Annotated in this window: 20 protein-coding genes and 1 pseudogene; 12 read left to right on the forward strand and 9 right to left on the reverse strand. The window is 46.4% G+C overall.

Going from position 1 to position 14,689, the window contains the following annotated elements:
- Positions 1-6: 6 nt before the first annotated feature.
- The 5 genes and pseudogenes from ACERC6_RS01075 to rpmG all read left to right on the forward strand — a co-directional run bounded on the left by ACERC6_RS01075 (position 7) and on the right by rpmG (position 2,833).
- Positions 7-1,293 carry an aspartate kinase gene (locus tag ACERC6_RS01075; protein WP_284674307.1) on the forward strand — a complete coding sequence of 429 codons (1,287 nt, stop codon included), beginning with the start codon at positions 7-9 and terminating at the stop codon, positions 1,291-1,293.
- 193 nt (positions 1,294-1,486) lie between these two features.
- A pseudogene (csrA, locus tag ACERC6_RS01080) lies at positions 1,487-1,654 on the forward strand (carbon storage regulator CsrA); the annotation flags it as partial.
- A gap of 142 nt (positions 1,655-1,796) precedes the next feature.
- On the forward strand, positions 1,797-2,135 hold the full coding sequence (locus tag ACERC6_RS01085; protein WP_284674306.1) for a HopJ type III effector protein: 339 nt from the start codon (positions 1,797-1,799) through the stop codon (positions 2,133-2,135).
- Between the two features lie 266 nt (positions 2,136-2,401).
- A complete protein-coding gene (gene rpmB / locus ACERC6_RS01090) occupies positions 2,402-2,638 on the forward strand; it encodes a 50S ribosomal protein L28 (protein WP_029102716.1) in 237 nt (78 codons plus the stop codon).
- A gap of 39 nt (positions 2,639-2,677) precedes the next feature.
- A complete protein-coding gene (gene rpmG / locus ACERC6_RS01095; protein WP_003659281.1) occupies positions 2,678-2,833 on the forward strand; it encodes a 50S ribosomal protein L33 in 156 nt (51 codons plus the stop codon).
- A gap of 126 nt (positions 2,834-2,959) precedes the next feature.
- Here rpmG and ACERC6_RS01100 read toward each other — a convergent pair whose 3' ends face one another.
- The 5 genes from ACERC6_RS01100 to ACERC6_RS01120 are packed head-to-tail and all read right to left on the reverse strand — an operon-like array spanning position 2,960 to position 7,498.
- Positions 2,960-3,121, reverse strand: a complete 162-nt coding sequence (locus ACERC6_RS01100) for a hypothetical protein (protein ID WP_373627397.1) — start codon at positions 3,119-3,121, stop codon at positions 2,960-2,962.
- A 13-nt stretch (positions 3,122-3,134) separates the two neighbouring features.
- Positions 3,135-3,608, reverse strand: coding sequence for a phage tail protein (locus ACERC6_RS01105; RefSeq protein ID WP_373627398.1), 474 nt, complete (start codon positions 3,606-3,608; stop codon positions 3,135-3,137).
- Between the two features lie 14 nt (positions 3,609-3,622).
- On the reverse strand, positions 3,623-4,366 hold the full coding sequence (locus tag ACERC6_RS01110; protein ID WP_373627399.1) for a hypothetical protein: 744 nt from the start codon (positions 4,364-4,366) through the stop codon (positions 3,623-3,625).
- Positions 4,248-5,837: a hypothetical protein gene (locus ACERC6_RS01115; RefSeq protein ID WP_373627400.1), complete on the reverse strand. Its 1,590-nt coding sequence runs from the start codon at positions 5,835-5,837 to the stop codon at positions 4,248-4,250. Before ACERC6_RS01115 ends, ACERC6_RS01110 begins: the two co-directional genes overlap by 119 nt.
- Positions 5,804-7,498: a phage tail tape measure protein gene (locus ACERC6_RS01120; protein WP_373627401.1), complete on the reverse strand. Its 1,695-nt coding sequence runs from the start codon at positions 7,496-7,498 to the stop codon at positions 5,804-5,806. Before ACERC6_RS01120 ends, ACERC6_RS01115 begins: the two co-directional genes overlap by 34 nt.
- Positions 7,499-7,529: 31 nt before the next feature.
- Between ACERC6_RS01120 and ACERC6_RS01125 the strand changes: the two genes are divergently transcribed.
- Positions 7,530-7,670, forward strand: a complete 141-nt coding sequence (locus ACERC6_RS01125; protein WP_373627402.1) for a hypothetical protein — start codon at positions 7,530-7,532, stop codon at positions 7,668-7,670.
- A 45-nt stretch (positions 7,671-7,715) separates the two neighbouring features.
- On the opposite strand, the gene ACERC6_RS01130 is transcribed toward ACERC6_RS01125, so the two are convergent.
- Genes ACERC6_RS01130 through ACERC6_RS01145 form a run of 4 tightly spaced genes read right to left on the reverse strand, consistent with a single transcriptional unit; the run spans position 7,716 to position 9,893 of the window.
- Entirely contained in the window at positions 7,716-7,835 is a 120-nt protein-coding gene (locus tag ACERC6_RS01130; protein WP_373627403.1) for a GpE family phage tail protein, read from the reverse strand.
- Positions 7,836-7,840: 5 nt separating this feature from the next.
- Positions 7,841-8,128 carry a phage tail assembly protein gene (locus tag ACERC6_RS01135; RefSeq protein WP_373627405.1) on the reverse strand — a complete coding sequence of 96 codons (288 nt, stop codon included), beginning with the start codon at positions 8,126-8,128 and terminating at the stop codon, positions 7,841-7,843.
- Positions 8,129-8,168: 40 nt separating this feature from the next.
- Positions 8,169-8,684, reverse strand: a complete 516-nt coding sequence (locus ACERC6_RS01140) for a phage major tail tube protein (RefSeq protein ID WP_373627406.1) — start codon at positions 8,682-8,684, stop codon at positions 8,169-8,171.
- A 42-nt stretch (positions 8,685-8,726) separates the two neighbouring features.
- Positions 8,727-9,893 carry a phage tail sheath protein gene (locus tag ACERC6_RS01145; protein WP_373627407.1) on the reverse strand — a complete coding sequence of 389 codons (1,167 nt, stop codon included), beginning with the start codon at positions 9,891-9,893 and terminating at the stop codon, positions 8,727-8,729.
- A gap of 166 nt (positions 9,894-10,059) precedes the next feature.
- Between ACERC6_RS01145 and ACERC6_RS01150 the strand changes: the two genes are divergently transcribed.
- The 6 genes from ACERC6_RS01150 to ACERC6_RS01175 form a co-directional block, all read left to right on the forward strand.
- A complete protein-coding gene (locus ACERC6_RS01150) occupies positions 10,060-10,635 on the forward strand; it encodes a phage baseplate assembly protein V (RefSeq protein WP_373627408.1) in 576 nt (191 codons plus the stop codon).
- Positions 10,635-10,973 carry a GPW/gp25 family protein gene (locus ACERC6_RS01155; RefSeq protein ID WP_373627429.1) on the forward strand — a complete coding sequence of 113 codons (339 nt, stop codon included), beginning with the start codon at positions 10,635-10,637 and terminating at the stop codon, positions 10,971-10,973. The genes ACERC6_RS01150 and ACERC6_RS01155 overlap by 1 nt, the downstream gene beginning before the upstream one ends.
- Before the next feature lie 15 nt (positions 10,974-10,988).
- The gene (locus tag ACERC6_RS01160; RefSeq protein WP_373627409.1) at positions 10,989-11,882 is read left to right on the forward strand and encodes a baseplate J/gp47 family protein; all 894 of its coding nucleotides are present in this window, start codon (positions 10,989-10,991) and stop codon (positions 11,880-11,882) included.
- 2 nt (positions 11,883-11,884) lie between these two features.
- Positions 11,885-12,658 carry a hypothetical protein gene (locus ACERC6_RS01165; protein ID WP_373627410.1) on the forward strand — a complete coding sequence of 258 codons (774 nt, stop codon included), beginning with the start codon at positions 11,885-11,887 and terminating at the stop codon, positions 12,656-12,658.
- Entirely contained in the window at positions 12,655-13,197 is a 543-nt protein-coding gene (locus ACERC6_RS01170) for a phage tail protein I (RefSeq protein ID WP_373627411.1), read from the forward strand. Before ACERC6_RS01165 ends, ACERC6_RS01170 begins: the two co-directional genes overlap by 4 nt.
- Positions 13,194-14,689, forward strand: a 1,496-nt coding sequence (locus ACERC6_RS01175) for a phage tail protein (RefSeq protein WP_373627412.1), incomplete at its 3' end; no start/stop codon positions are given. The genes ACERC6_RS01170 and ACERC6_RS01175, both read left to right, overlap by 4 nt.

The raw sequence follows: 14,689 nt of genomic DNA on the forward strand, positions 1-14,689 counted from the left end.
AACACAATGGCGTTAATCGTACAAAAATATGGCGGCACTTCAATGGGTAATACCAGTCGCATCAAGAATGTCGCAGCTCGTGTCAAGCGTTGGCATGACCACGGTCATCAAGTTGTCGTAGTTGTGTCCGCCATGAGTGGCGAGACCAACCGTCTCATCGGTCTGGCACGAGAAATCAGCAACGACCCAGACCCACGAGAATACGACCAAATGGTCGCCACAGGTGAGCAGGTTTCTATCGCTCTACTTGCTATGGCACTAAAAGACTTGGGTGTTGATGCCAAATCCATGACAGGTCGTCAAGTCGCCATTAAAACAGATGAAACCCATACCAAAGCACGCATTGAGCATATTGATGCTGACAACCTAAAACAAGAATTGGCAGATGGCAAAGTTCTTATCGTTGCAGGTTTTCAGGGTGTAAATAAACATAACGACTTAACCACACTTGGTCGTGGTGGTTCAGACACCACAGGCGTTGCCATCGCTGCTGCCATCGGTGCCGATGAATGCCAAATCTACACCGATGTTGATGGTGTTTATACCACCGACCCACGAGTTACCTCAAAAGCCAAAAAGCTAGATAAGATTACCTTTGAAGAAATGCTAGAGATGGCATCGCTTGGCTCAAAAGTGCTGCAAATTCGCTCGGTAGAATTTGCAGGTAAATACAAAGTACCGCTTCGTGTACTGTCTAGTTTTGATGAAGGCACTGATGGTGCTTTTGATGAAGAATTTAAACAAAATGTCGGTACTTTGATTACCATTGACGAAGGAGATGATATGGAACGCGCTGTAATTTCAGGTATTGCCTTTAATCGTGATGAAGCCAAAATTGCACTACTTGGCGTGCCTGACCGCCCAGGTATTGCCTCTGCCATTTTAAGCCCTATCGGTGCTGCAAACATCGAAGTGGACATGATTATTCAAAACATCGCAGAAAATGGCGTAACCGACTTTAGTTTTACCGTACCTCGTGGCGATTATGACAAAGCCATCAAAATCCTAGAAGAAAAAGTTAAAGACGACATCGGTGCTACTCAGATTGTCGGCGATGACAAAGTTGTGAAAGTCTCTATCGTTGGTGTGGGTATGCGTTCTCATGCAGGCGTGGCAAGCAAAATGTTTGAAACCTTGGCATCACAAAATATCAACCTGCAGATGATCTCAACTTCTGAAATTAAGGTATCTGTCCTAATCCAAGAACAACATCTAGAAAAAGCTGTAAAATCTTTGCATACCGCCTTTGGTCTTGACCGTGAAGATGGTGAAAGTAAAGTCGCTGGCTTATAATTTTGCATCATCAGCGATTTTACAACAGCAGTTTTGGTTTCTGATAAGAATATTTACATAACTTATCGCAAAATCAGCTGACAAAATACTCAAGGCGTTTTATAATAGCGACTTGGGTATTTTATAATTTGTATTTTTATTTTTTAGTGTGTTTTGACTTATTTAAACTTTTTTTCGTGCAAGGAGCGATACTATGTTAATTCTAACTCGTCGTGTCGGCGAAACTCTAATGATTGGCGATGAAGTCAGCGTTACTGTGCTTGGTGTTAAAGGCAATCAAGTTCGCTTGGGTGTCAACGCCCCAAAAGACATTGCGGTTCATCGTGAAGAAATCTACCAACGCATTCAACATGAGCGTTCTATGCAGGCACACATGAGCCACCTAGAACAAGGCAACTTCGCCCCACCATCTTTTGACGATGACGATTATTTCAACCGTTAATCAGTGCTATAATCAGTCAGCAACGAACGATTTGAGTGAAAATTCATAAAAAAGAGACATCATGAGCAATATCTCATCTTTACTAAACAGCATTGAAACTGGCGAGTTTAAATTCGCTGATGTGCTAAATTTTATTGACGCCCATTACCATTACACCCCTGTTGATTTTCGTAATGGAGAAGTTATGAATCCTGCTAGAACCAATGAAGGTTCTGCCAAAGTATTTAGTCTTGCCAAGCTACATGGTCTAAATCAGCTTGACACCCTAAAACTATTTGCAGAGCACTATGAATCTGTACTTGCCACTCCAGAAGGTAGCGACCACGCCAATATTCGCAACTTCATGCACTATGGCTGGCAGGGTTTTGGGTTGGAAAAAAATGCACTAAGTCCACGCTAATCGTGGACTGATGGGCAAACATCAACACAAAATCATTTAAAATTCTTAGAAATTTACTTGAAATACCAGTAAATTTTCTGTATAATTTTGGCTTTAATTTTCTGCCATTTCTTGATTGTTGTCGCCTTTAACAACAAAAAAGAATGGTGTAACTTTATAAGTTTGGTCAAACCTGTGCTATGTCCATACCATTTATAAGGCACCTTGTCCAAACGGCACACCCGATACCGCTCAATATCCGTGCCACATATTATTAGGAGTTCACCATGTCTCGAGTATGTCAAGTGACTGGAAAGCGCCCGCTAGTGGGTAACAATGTATCACACGCAAATAACAAAACCCGTCGTCGCTTTCTACCAAATCTGCACAATCATCGTTTTTGGGTAGAGTCTGAAAATCGTTTCGTACGCCTTCGTGTATCATCTAAAGGTATGCGTATCATTGACAAGCACGGCATTGATAAAGTGCTTGCTGACCTACGCGCACAAGGTCAAAAAATCTAATTGTAGATTTTTTATTTAGATTCATAAGAGGATACGAACATGAGAGATAAAATTAAACTAGTTTCTACTGCTGGTACTGGTTATTTCTATACCACCACCAAAAATAAGCGTACCATGCCTGGTAAAATGGAAATCAAAAAATTTGATCCAAAAATTCGCCAGCATGTACTGTTCAAAGAAGCCAAAATCAAGTAATGATTTGCTTTTAAGAACCGCAAAAGACCACCACATGGTGGTCTTTTTCTCATCTTTTTTATTGGCTTTATGATGACAGTTCCAAACCATGACACACCCCCTACTCACCCCACTTGCCATCAAAAATCAAACCATCACTAATAGGCTAATTGTAGCACCTATGGGCTGTGGGTAAGCTCGCTCCAAGGTGCGTGCCATGTCGTCGATGAATAGGTTTAGGGTGGTCGCCCCTGCATATAGGACGGTTTTACCCTGTCTGGTTAGGGCGGTGATACGCTCATTCATCATGCACCCCCTGCATTCATGATGCCCGTGATGGGACTGGTGTCGATGCCATGGCGGCAGCGGTGTCAAGAGCTGCTTTGCCTGCGGCTTTTAGGGCGTTGTTTTTGAGTACCTGCGGGGTGGTGATTTGGATAAGTTCAATGCTAAATGCCACCTTTCTTGCCAAGCCATTTTTAAAAAAGACCGTATGCGTCTCATTAACCGACTTAATCACATACTGACCCCATACCCTACCGTTGCCACATATCATCGGATATGCCTTGCCTTTGTCTGCCATCTCGGCAAGTTTTACCAAGGACTTTTGATTACCAAACTCAGGGACAATCACCCCTTCAAGCGTGATGGTGTTCTCACCACGCCCCACGAACTGATAAGCTGGCATCGCCCCAACACGGCTACTGCTCTCGTGTCGCCACTCGGTCTTTTGGACAAGCGACTGATAAGCGGCGGTGCTGATGCGAAATACAAATATGCCCAGAATCATCATCATGGTATCATCTCCTATTAATCGGTCAATCTGGCACGGTAGCGAGCGGCTTTGGTCTGCTCATAGCGTTCTAGCTCGGCTCGCACCTTTTGGGCAAGGCTGCGTTCGTCCATGCCCTTATCTGCGTGAATATGAATGGTGAAGTTACTCGTTGTGTTCATGCTCTGGCTGCTGACTGCGTTTGCCATCATTGCGGGGGCTGATGACACAGGCTTAATGCTGACAGGCTTTGGAGTAGGGGTGGTCTGATATTTGGCGTAGGCACTGAGTCCTGACACACTGATGTCTAGCAGATGACCAAGCAGGCGATTCTTGCCAAGTGCAGGGGCAACCATACGAACCAAGTCGCCTGCCACATCGTCCGAACCTGTCGCCCTACCGATGCCATCCATCGCCTTAGTGATTCGTGCGACATTCTCAGGGCTTGCCAGTCGCCCAACATTCGCCCGAAAGTTCTTCAACATCGGCACAAAGCGTCTACCCATGCCCACATCAAGACCTGCCACCACATCACGACCCACCGCCATCATTACACGGCTGGGGCTGTGCGTGTCTAGTCGCTTTCTTGATGCGTCTTCGACCACCGCTGCCATCTGAGCTGCCGTCTTACGAAGCACGCCAAGCCGTGAGTTCATGCCAGCGTCAAGTCCGTCCACAATGTCGGCACCGATGGCAAAAAATCTCCCCTTGATGCCGTTTAGGTAGGCAAGAGTCGCATTCATGGCGGCTTGAATTTTTGCCAAAATCGGATTGCCGCTCATCGCAGAGCCAAGCTGTCGCCACTACTTGCCGAATGCGAGCAAAGCCAGCTCGTATGACATTCACGACCGCCATCATTCTGGCACTCACGACGGTCGCCATGACCGCCATGCCAGCACCGACCGCCACCGCAAGGGCTGAAAACACACTGGCGGTAATCGCAGGTAGCGTACTTAAAGATGCGGCAAAGACAGCAGGCACCCCAGCCATCGCCGCAGCGACAATCACAGGAATGCTGGCAAATGCCGACCCAATCACCGTAATGATGCCAATGGCGCTGGCACTCACCACACCAATCAGACCAATAAAGGTAGCAGAGATGGTCGCAGCCGCTGTGGCAATCGCTATCAAGATGGCTTGCACCTTAGCGTTGATGGTTATGCCAATGTCAGCACCGCTGCTGCCGCTAATTACATTGGTGACCGATGACCAGATTTCGCCTGCTTTGGTAGATAGTGTGGTTTTGGCGGTGTCAAATTTGGCTTTGGCAGACTCCCACATGCCGCCTGCTTTTTCGCTGATGGTGTTTTTGGCGGTCTCAAAACCATTCGCCAAAGACGACCAAAAGCCGCTACCAACTCCACTTTCTGCCGTGCCTGTTTCTGATTGCTTAGATTTAAACACACCCCAAAAATCATCCCACAGCTTAGCGGCTTTATCCTTCCACTCTTTGATTTTGGCGACCACACCGTCAAATTTTGCCCACAAATCGGCAAAAATATCGCCAACGCTAATCTGACCACTAAATAGCCCAGAAATACTATCCCACAGCCATTTAAGCAGTCGCCATGTGGTTTGGATGGGTGTGGTTACAGCATTAAATACCGCTACCAAGCCGCTGCCAAATGCCTGCCCCAGACTTCTGGCACGACCTTCGCCCACTTGCGTGATGCGAAATAAATTTTTAAACCAATCAATCACAGGCGATATGGCACTGCCAATCTCATTAAATGCCGAAATGAGCGGTGCTGCTTTGGTTTTGATGCCATCCCATACACCAACAAGGAACGCCTTAATCGGATTCCAGTATTTATAGATGACAAATGCCAATCCTGCAATCGCTGCCACCGCCCATGTGATGGGATTGGTCAGTAGTGCCACGCCAAACGCCTTAATACCACCTACCGCTACCATCGCTACCGCTTTTAGCATGATAAACGCTGTCTTCGCCCCTGACATCATCGCCGGTAGGAGCTTTAAAGGGTTTAGCCAAACCGCCAGCCTACCGAGTAGACCGCCGAAGCGTAGCAAGGATTTGGCTAGCGTGCCAAACAGCGAGCTAAATTTTGCAAGCAATGCCACAAGCTTGCCAAAGCTGCCAACAGCAAATGTTTTGATTGCCCCAAAGGCGGTTTTGAGTGATGACACAGGGCTTAATAAACCCTTAAAAATACCGCCCAAACTCAACGCACCAAAAGACGCTTTGGCAATCATCAAATTTAGCCAAGCAAATGGCATAACCAATAATGCCACGCCCCAGCCACCACTGTAACACCTGCCAAAATCGCCATCACCCCCACCGCTGCCATCGCCAGATATTTGGCAAGCTGTGGGTTTGCTATCATCCACGCACTCACCCTATCTAAGATGGCAGAAAAGCCATCGGCAATCTTGCCCACCACAGGCAATAAATACTTACCAAAATCCTTGCCGAAATTTTGTAGCTTAACTTTGGCTCTCTCAAGCTGATGAGCGGTTGTTGATGTGGCTGAATTGTATTCCTCATCGACCGAACCGCCAACCTTATTTTTATCCTTAATATCAGCGGCGTATTGAGAAAACTTGGTGGGATCGTTCATCATTTGCGACAGCACTGGCAGAGCTTCATCGCCACTAATCATGGCAGCAAATGCCAAACGCTGCTCTTCTGGCAATTTGCCGAGCATTTGTAGATAATTTTCAATGGCTTTTTGTGGATCTTTGAGCATCTCCACCGCCATCTGCTCGGCAGTCGTCCCCAGCTCTTGCCATGCTTTTTGTTGGCTTTTAGTGGCGGATTTGCCCTTGGTGAGCGATTTGATGATATTCTTGATGCCTGTGCTGGCACTTGATGCGTCAATGCCTGACAGACTCGCTGCCATCGCTGCAATTTGTTCGCCTGCGACACCTGCCGCCGCACCCACCGAACCTGAATATTGCACCACTTCTAGGATATATTTGGCGTTATTGGTAGAGTTGTTGCCCAGATAGTTGATTTGATCCGCCAGCCCCTGCACTTCGCTTTGAGACATCTTTAAAGTAGAGCGAAGTTCAGCGAGTGCTTGCCCCACATCAGATGCCGTCATGTCCCAAGCGATAGAAATTTTAGTCGCTGCTTCGGTGAATGCCAAAAGCTCTGTTTTGGCAATACCACCTTGAGCACCACCTGCCATGATGGCTGCCAAATCCCCAAAACTCTTACCCAGCCGATTTGACATCTGGGTGAGCTGTGCTTCAAACTGATGATATTCTTGGGTGACTTTGCCATCAACCTTTAAACCATCAACAACTTTGGCAACATCTGCCATAGATTTTTCGGCATCTATAGCGATTTTGACAGGTATTGCTAGGGCGGAACCACCAGTAATAAGTGCCTTTGATGTCCATCCTGCCACACCAGCTGCCTTATTGCTGATGCCTTTCATCTTGTCATAGTGATCTTGGGCTTTATTAAATTTCTCTAGCTGTGTTTGCTGTTTACTGATGGCAGTGGTGGTCGCCTCAATATCTTCTTTAAGTTTACGCTGAGCATCTGCCATGCTCATACCACTCAAACCAGCATTATTAAGCTCTTGACGCATTTTTTTTAGAGCTGGCGTATTTTTATCAACAGTACCTTGAAGTTTTTTAGCTTCTTTTTCGATGGTCTTAAGCTGATTGGTAAGCTCTGGATTTTTTCCGCCTGCTGCCAGCTGCTGTTTTAGGGCTTCGGCGGTTTTTTTGTAGCTTTCTAGCTTTTTTTGGGCGTCGCTGGTTTCTTGTTTTAGCTTTTCAAAACTACTGACTTTTAATTGCATTTTGCTCAAAGATGCCAAATGCTTTTGGGTGTCTTTGATGCCATCATTAAGTTTTTTGGCGGCATTATTCATCTTGTCCAAGGCATTGCTTAGCTGGTCATTGCCTTTGATATTGACATTTAAAAATAAAACACTCATAATAGCTTAACCTTCGCTAAGATAAATAAATATGCAGGACAACAGTATGATTTTAGTTGAGATATTTCTTGGTATTCTTCGTTTTACCATCGCTCTCATTGGGATGCTTGTTGTTGGCATTATCCTATTTCCAATCTTTTGGTATGGTCTGCTTGCACTCTTTGAGATGTAAATCATCAGACATTCCAAAAAGCCCCACCAATCGGCGGGGCTTTTTTTATATCGCTGGCTGATGGCGTTCTATCGCCAAAGCATTCCAATCCATCAGCTCATCGATGGTAAAATCAGCACAATCGGCAAGCGTCCAGCCGAACACCACTGCCAGATTGGCGACCACTTCTTCTACTCGTCTTGGGTAGCCGTGCTGTCCGCCGCCAAAAAACCAACCACTTCGCCCACCAGATAGGTAAAATCAGCAATTTCCATGCGTTCTAGTGCTGGCTGCGGAATGCTTGGTGTGGTTACTCGTGGAATGAGCCGAAGCAGCTCTTCGGTTTCCATGTTGAACAGCTTGGTTAGGCTGATGCCTTTTAGGTGGCTGACAAAGGGTTTATTTACCGTGATGTCGGTGATGGTATTATCGCCCAGCTTGACGCCGTGAGTTAGGGTGATTTGTTTGGTGTTGCTCATAGGGTTTGTTTCCTTGTGTGATAAAAAGTATGATAAAAAATTAAGCACCGATATTTTTACGATGTTCTGCCAGCATATCTTTGCCATTGACATTTTCAATCATATTTAGAATGTCAATTTCAATAACCACTTTGCCGTCAATGGTCAGCTTGTAATAGCTCCAGATGGTCTTGATGGTAACTTCGGTATCTTCGCCAGACTGGGCTGAACCTAAATCAATCTCCTCGTGGCGACCACGCACGACAATCTCAACGGCGGTGGTCTCGCCCGTATCGTCCTGCTGATAAGAGCCTGCAAAGCGTAAGCCCACCCCTGCGACCGTCTGTGTGCCAAACTGCTCAAGGACAAGTTTATCAATACCACCGAGTTTCCATTCCAGTTCACTGATGTCGTCTGATAAGCCCAAATCCACCTTCACAGCACCATTCATGCCGCCGCCACGCCAATCCTCAAACTTGCGTCCAAGTTTTGGCAAAGTAACCTCGCCTGTCTGACCAAGGTAGCTGTTACCTTCATTAAACAGATTCATCATCTTTAATTTTTTTGGTAGTGCCATATTAGCTCCTAAATAATGTCGTCAAATTTACCAATTTGCGTTTTAAGCGTTTACACGACCTGCAAAATCCGCCAAATAGCTGTCAGTGATACGCTGACGCAAGGTTAGGTTTTCTAGTGGTGGTACGGGTGTGTAGTCATAGTCAAGTCGCAGCTGACCTTCTTTTAAGGTCTCTTTGCTGTTAAGCTCTGGGTCATACCAGCACTGACCATCGATGATGTAGCCCTGAGCTTTTAGGTCACGGAATTTGGCATTGATGCCCTCAATGATGTCTCGAATCAGACTTGGGTGTAGTGGCTTATCCACCGCCCACAGGTGTGATTCTGCGATGGTATCTGCCAGCACTTGTGCGGTGCGAGTGTAGTTCTCAAAAGCAAACAGTGGGTCAGCAGTACAAGTACGAGACCCCCAAAAACGAAAGCCATCTCGTCCGATGAGTGTAGTAACTTCGTTTTCATTAAGATAACCTGCGTCTGTAGCTGATGATTGCAGCTGCCAAAATACATCTTTATCAATGCCTGTTACACCATTGACAGGCACATTCGAGATGGTCTTATACCAGCCCTGCTCTTGGTCAATCTTGGCTCGCAGCCCCAGAGCATACGCTACCGCAGGGGCGGACACATTGGCATTGGTCTTGGTGTCCCATGCCAAGAAGTTGGGCCAGATGACCATCACTTCACGACCACCAAGCGTGTCTCGGTAGGCTTTGGCTTCTTCTTTGGTGTTTGCTCCGTGTGCCGACACATAGGCAAAGGCTCTAAGTTGCTGAGCCAGTGCCACCAACGCAGTCGCCACCGCAGGTGTATCTAACCCCGGTGCCCCTAGAATGCGTGGCTTAACACCCAATTTGGCTTCTGCGATCAGCAGAGCTTTCATGCCCGTGTATATGCCATCATCAGTCGCACCGATGATAGATGTCGCCTGTTCTGATTCATCTGATTTGGTAGGAATACGCACCACCACCGTTACCGCATTGGTTTGCTCGGCGATTGCTTGAAGTGCTTTTGCCAGAGTACCTTCTTTGCCTGCCTTACTAATGGCGGCTTGGACACTAGTAATGAGTACAGGCTTGTTTTCGGGGAAAAATACCGCATCGGCATCTTGAGCGGTAGCAACAAGACCAATGACAGCGGTTGAGACAGTACGAATGGGTCTAGTGCCACCGCTAAGCTCCAGTACCTTGACACCATGATGATAGTCAGACATATAAACTCCTATTGAGTAAGACATAAAATCAAAAACACCCCTAGCATAACCGCCCACGCCCAAAAATCCTGCCACTTATGTTGTAAATCCCCCATCTACAACACGCCATACCCCACATCCACCCATCAGATGGGTAAGATAGAGCAAAATTTTTAATGAATTTGCCATGACTTACGACATCATCAGACGACTAGAAAATCTCATCCGTATCGGCACAGTAGCAAGTGTCGACCACACTACCGCCAGATGTGTGGTGGACTGTGTCGGTATCATAACTGCCCCACTGCCGTGGCTGACCACCAGAGCAGGCACAGACACCACCTGGGATGCTCCTACTGTCGGCGAGCAGGTGCTTGTCTTTGCCCCCAGTGGCGAGATGATGCAGGCGGTAGTACTGATGGGGGTATATCATGACGACAGACCAGCACCCAGCCAATCAGCCAGTGTTAAAACTAGGCACTTCGAAGATGGCTGTACCATCACCTATGACACACAGGCACACGCTTTATCAGCGATTTTGCCCGCAGGTGGCACGGCAACCATCAACGCAGATGGTGGCATCACCATCAATGCTAAGGATGGTGCGACGATTAACGCATCTGGTGGAGTAACTATCAATGGCGACACCAAAGTCAATGGCTCAATTGAAGCCACAGGCGATGTTGTGGCAGGCAGTATTAGCCTACAAAAACACAAGCACCGCGAGCAAGGTGATGGTGCGATGACATCAGGAGCAATGTGATGATCAGTAGAGATGATGGCACGCAGCTGGACTACATACAAAGTATCAGCCAATCCATCGCTGACATCTTGACCACACCTATTGGCAGTCGCGTCATGCGTCGTGAGTATGGCTCGCTACTGCCTGATTTGGCGGATAGACCGATTGATGATGTACTGATTTTACAAGCGTATTCAGCGATTTATAGTGCCTTATTGCGGTGGGAAGATCGCATCATCATCGAGAGTATCGAGATTGAGTATATTACGCATGGCGTGCTTGACATTCGGCTAGACAGCCATTTGGCAGATATCAGCATTGATACGACGCTTGATGTGAATGTATCTTTGATTGGATGACATAAAGAGGTAATTATGAGTATAGATTTTAGTAGGTTAGCACAACCTCAGATGATAGAAAGTCTTAACTATGAAGCGATTTTGGCAGACAGAAAGGCAGCTCTCATCGCACGCTTTAATATTGATGAGCAGGACGGCATCCGTGCCATCTTAGACAGAGAGTCAGAACCTTTGACCAAGTTCGTTGAAGAAAACGCCTATCGTGAACTGGTGTTACGAAGTCGCATCAACACCGCTGCTCGTGCGTGTCTACTCGCCTACGCCACAGGCTCCGACCTAGACCACATCGCTGCTAATTTCAATGTCAAGCGACTCATCGCCACTCCTGCCACCAAAGACACTCCAGCAGTCTATGAATCCGATGATGTGTTTCGGCTGCGTGTGCAGCGAGCCTTTGACCGTCTGAGTGTGGCAGGTCCTGAATCGGCGTACAAATATCATTGCTTATCTGCCGATGGTCGTGTCGCTAATGTCTCAGTGGTTAGTCCATCCCCTGCGGTAGTGAATATCACCATTTTACAAGGCGATAGTGAGACAGGCGAAGCATCGAGAGAGCTTTTGGACATCGTAACAAAAGCAGTCAATGCTGAGAGCGTCCGCCCTATTGCTGACCGTGTTACCGTACAGTCTGCTCGCATCACCAATTACCAAATCCGTGCCAAACTTTACATCGGCAAAGACCCAGAAGCCGCCACCCTGCTTGCCAATGCCACCCAACGCATCAGCGACTACACCAAAGACAATAATAGACTGGGTCGCTCGGTGCGTCTGTCGGCACTCTATGCTTGCCTACACATTGACGGCGTGTCTCGTGTTGAGCTTATCGAGCCACGCACGGACATCATCTTAGATGCATCACAAGCAGGCTACTGCACGAACATTAATATCACCATTGGGGGCGTGGAGTGATTATGAACAGCAACGAATATTACAACTGGCTACAAAGATTTGAAAAACGCACGACAAGCGATGACACCTTCACACCGCCAGCGGTCTATGATGTGGTCTTAGATTATGTCAATGAACACATTTTAAACTTGGACGGCTTGATAGTAGAACGCCCATTTTATCCTAATGGCGATTATCAAGCAGCAGCCAAAAATTATGACGAAAATACGGTAGTCATTGACAATCCACCTTTTAGTATTTTGTCAAAAATCATAGATTTTTATATTAAAAATAATATCAAATTCTTTTTGTTTGCCCCTGCTTTGACGGTGTTTAGCCCAATGCAAAACTGTGATTATACTGCCATTATTGCCCCCTCTAAAATCACTTATGATAATGGGGCAGCGGTAGATACTTGTTTTGTTACCAATTTGCTAGGCGATGTGCGAGTGATGACCGCCCCAGTATTATACAACGCACTAAACGCATTAGAGCAAGAAAAGCCAAAGTTGCCAAAATATCAATATCCGCCCAACGTGCTGATGGTAAATAATTTAAATAAATTATGTCAGGCAGGGATTGGGTTTAGCGTGTCGGCTAATGAGAGTGTATTTATTCGCCAGCTTGAAAGCCAAAAAGAACACAAAAAAACCTTGTTTGGCGGGGGATTGTTGATTGGCGATGATAAAGCCAAAGAATTACAAGTTAAAGAGCTGCAAGTTAAAAAAGATGTGATGATTTGGCAACTATCAGACCGAGAGCGAGAGATTGTTCAGAATCTAGGAGATATAGAGTGAGCCAACTATTACCGCCAAACAGCACTCAATTTGAACGCATCATCACCGATGTGTCGGCAGACAACACACGGCTAGATGTCAATATCAGCAGTCTATCACGCATCAATGATACTCCTGATGATTTTTTGAGCTTTTTGGCGTGGCAGTATTCGGTGGATAGCTGGGATAACAACTGGCAACCATCTTTAAAAAGAGAGCTGATAAAAAGGTCATTTTATCGACATGAAATTAAGGGAACGATTGCTGCCATTAGGCAGATTTTGACTGATTTTGGCTATGAAGCCAAATTCATCGAGTGGTGGCAAAGCGAAGATGAGATGTCTGCTGGGTCTTTCAAACTGGAGCTATCTACCGCGGGCAATGAACTAAGTTACGCCATCTATCTTGAGCTTAACAGACTCATTAATGATGCTAAGCCTGTCAGTCGCCACCTGACCAACATGACCATTACACTCACCCCACGCTCAGATATTCATACCGCTGCTGCCTTACAGACAGGCGATGAAATCATCATCTACCCAAAAAAGGATAACGCATGAGTAACTATACCACGATCATCACCAATCACGGCAAAGCCCAAATCACTGCCGCCATCGCGAGCAACACCAGACTAAACATCACCCATCTGGCAGTCGGCGACGGTAATGGTTCTACACCAACTCCGAGTGCCAATCAAAGTCGACTGGTTGCAGAAAAGCACCGCCTGCCCGTCAATAGCGTCGAACGCCATCGCACTAATGACAACTGGATTGAGGTTGGTGTTGTCATCCCATCATCTTCTGGCGGCTATACTATGCGTGAAATTGGGCTATATGCTGGCAGCACACTTATCGCCGTTGGGTCATTTCCTGCAACCTACAAGCCCACCCAAGATGAGGGCGGTGCCCGTGAGATGTCAATTCGCATTATCCTAGCGGTCGAGAATGCATCTGTGGTCAATGTCGCCATGGACAGCTCCCTTGTCTATGTTACAAAAAAATGGGTGGATGATAACTTTGTGGGTTATGCTGAGGTGGTTGATAATCTCACCAGTACTGATGTCGATAAGCCTTTGTCCGCTAATATGGGCAAAAAACTCGGCGATGATAAAGCGGATAAATCCGTGGAAATTATTGCAGGCAATGGCTTAACAGGTGGTGGCAGTTTATCTAGTGATGCCAATATTGCTCTTGGTACACCCAGTAAGATTACTGCTGCCAGCACTAATACTGTATCAGCAAACACGCACAGTCATGAGATTGACAAAGCATCTGGTTCTGTGGCAGGTATTGTTCAACTATCCCATAAAACCAATGGTACAGACAAAACACTTGCGGTATCAGAATACGCATTAGGTCAGGCAGTTAATGCACTACAAGCTCAAGCAGAGAGCAGAGTGGTTACATGGGATAATTTATCCAATAAACCTTCTCAATTTGCTCCAACCAGTCATAAACACAGAATGGATGAAATATTAGGGCTTGTTAATGCCCTAAACAAGAAATTAGATGTCGGCAGAAGTGCTCCCTCTGCTTATAAGCTGGCCAGGGCTGTAAGAATCAATGGTATTGAGTTTGACGGCACGCAAAACATCACAATTACTGACAATACTAAAGCCCCATTAAGCCACCGCCACACTTGGAACGAGATTGATGGTAAGCCAGCCGTCATTACAAATCCCACTCAGATTACCAGGGGTGATTTGGATAACTACAAAGAAATCGGGTTTTATTATTGCGAAGCCGATGCGTATGCACGAGACATTGCAAATACTCCGAGCAATCGTGCCTTTGCCCTTGAAGTTGTAAGAGCAGCTGGCGTTGTACAAATTTTTCGTGAATATGAGACAGCCATTGTCTATATGCGTGCTTTTTATAGGAGATGGTCGCCTTGGAAACGCCTAGCCACCACCGAAGACAACGCTCCAACCACCCGCACCCTTGCCATTACAGGCGATGGCACAGGGCAAGCCAATTTTGATGGGTCAGCCAATGCCAATATCGCCCTAACCCTTGCAAACTCTGGCGTAACCGCAGGCTCTTATAACTCGGT

It is taken from the genome of Moraxella sp. E33BD, from assembly GCF_041807865.1.
In the GTDB taxonomy this organism is placed as follows: domain Bacteria; phylum Pseudomonadota; class Gammaproteobacteria; order Pseudomonadales; family Moraxellaceae; genus Moraxella; species Moraxella haemolytica.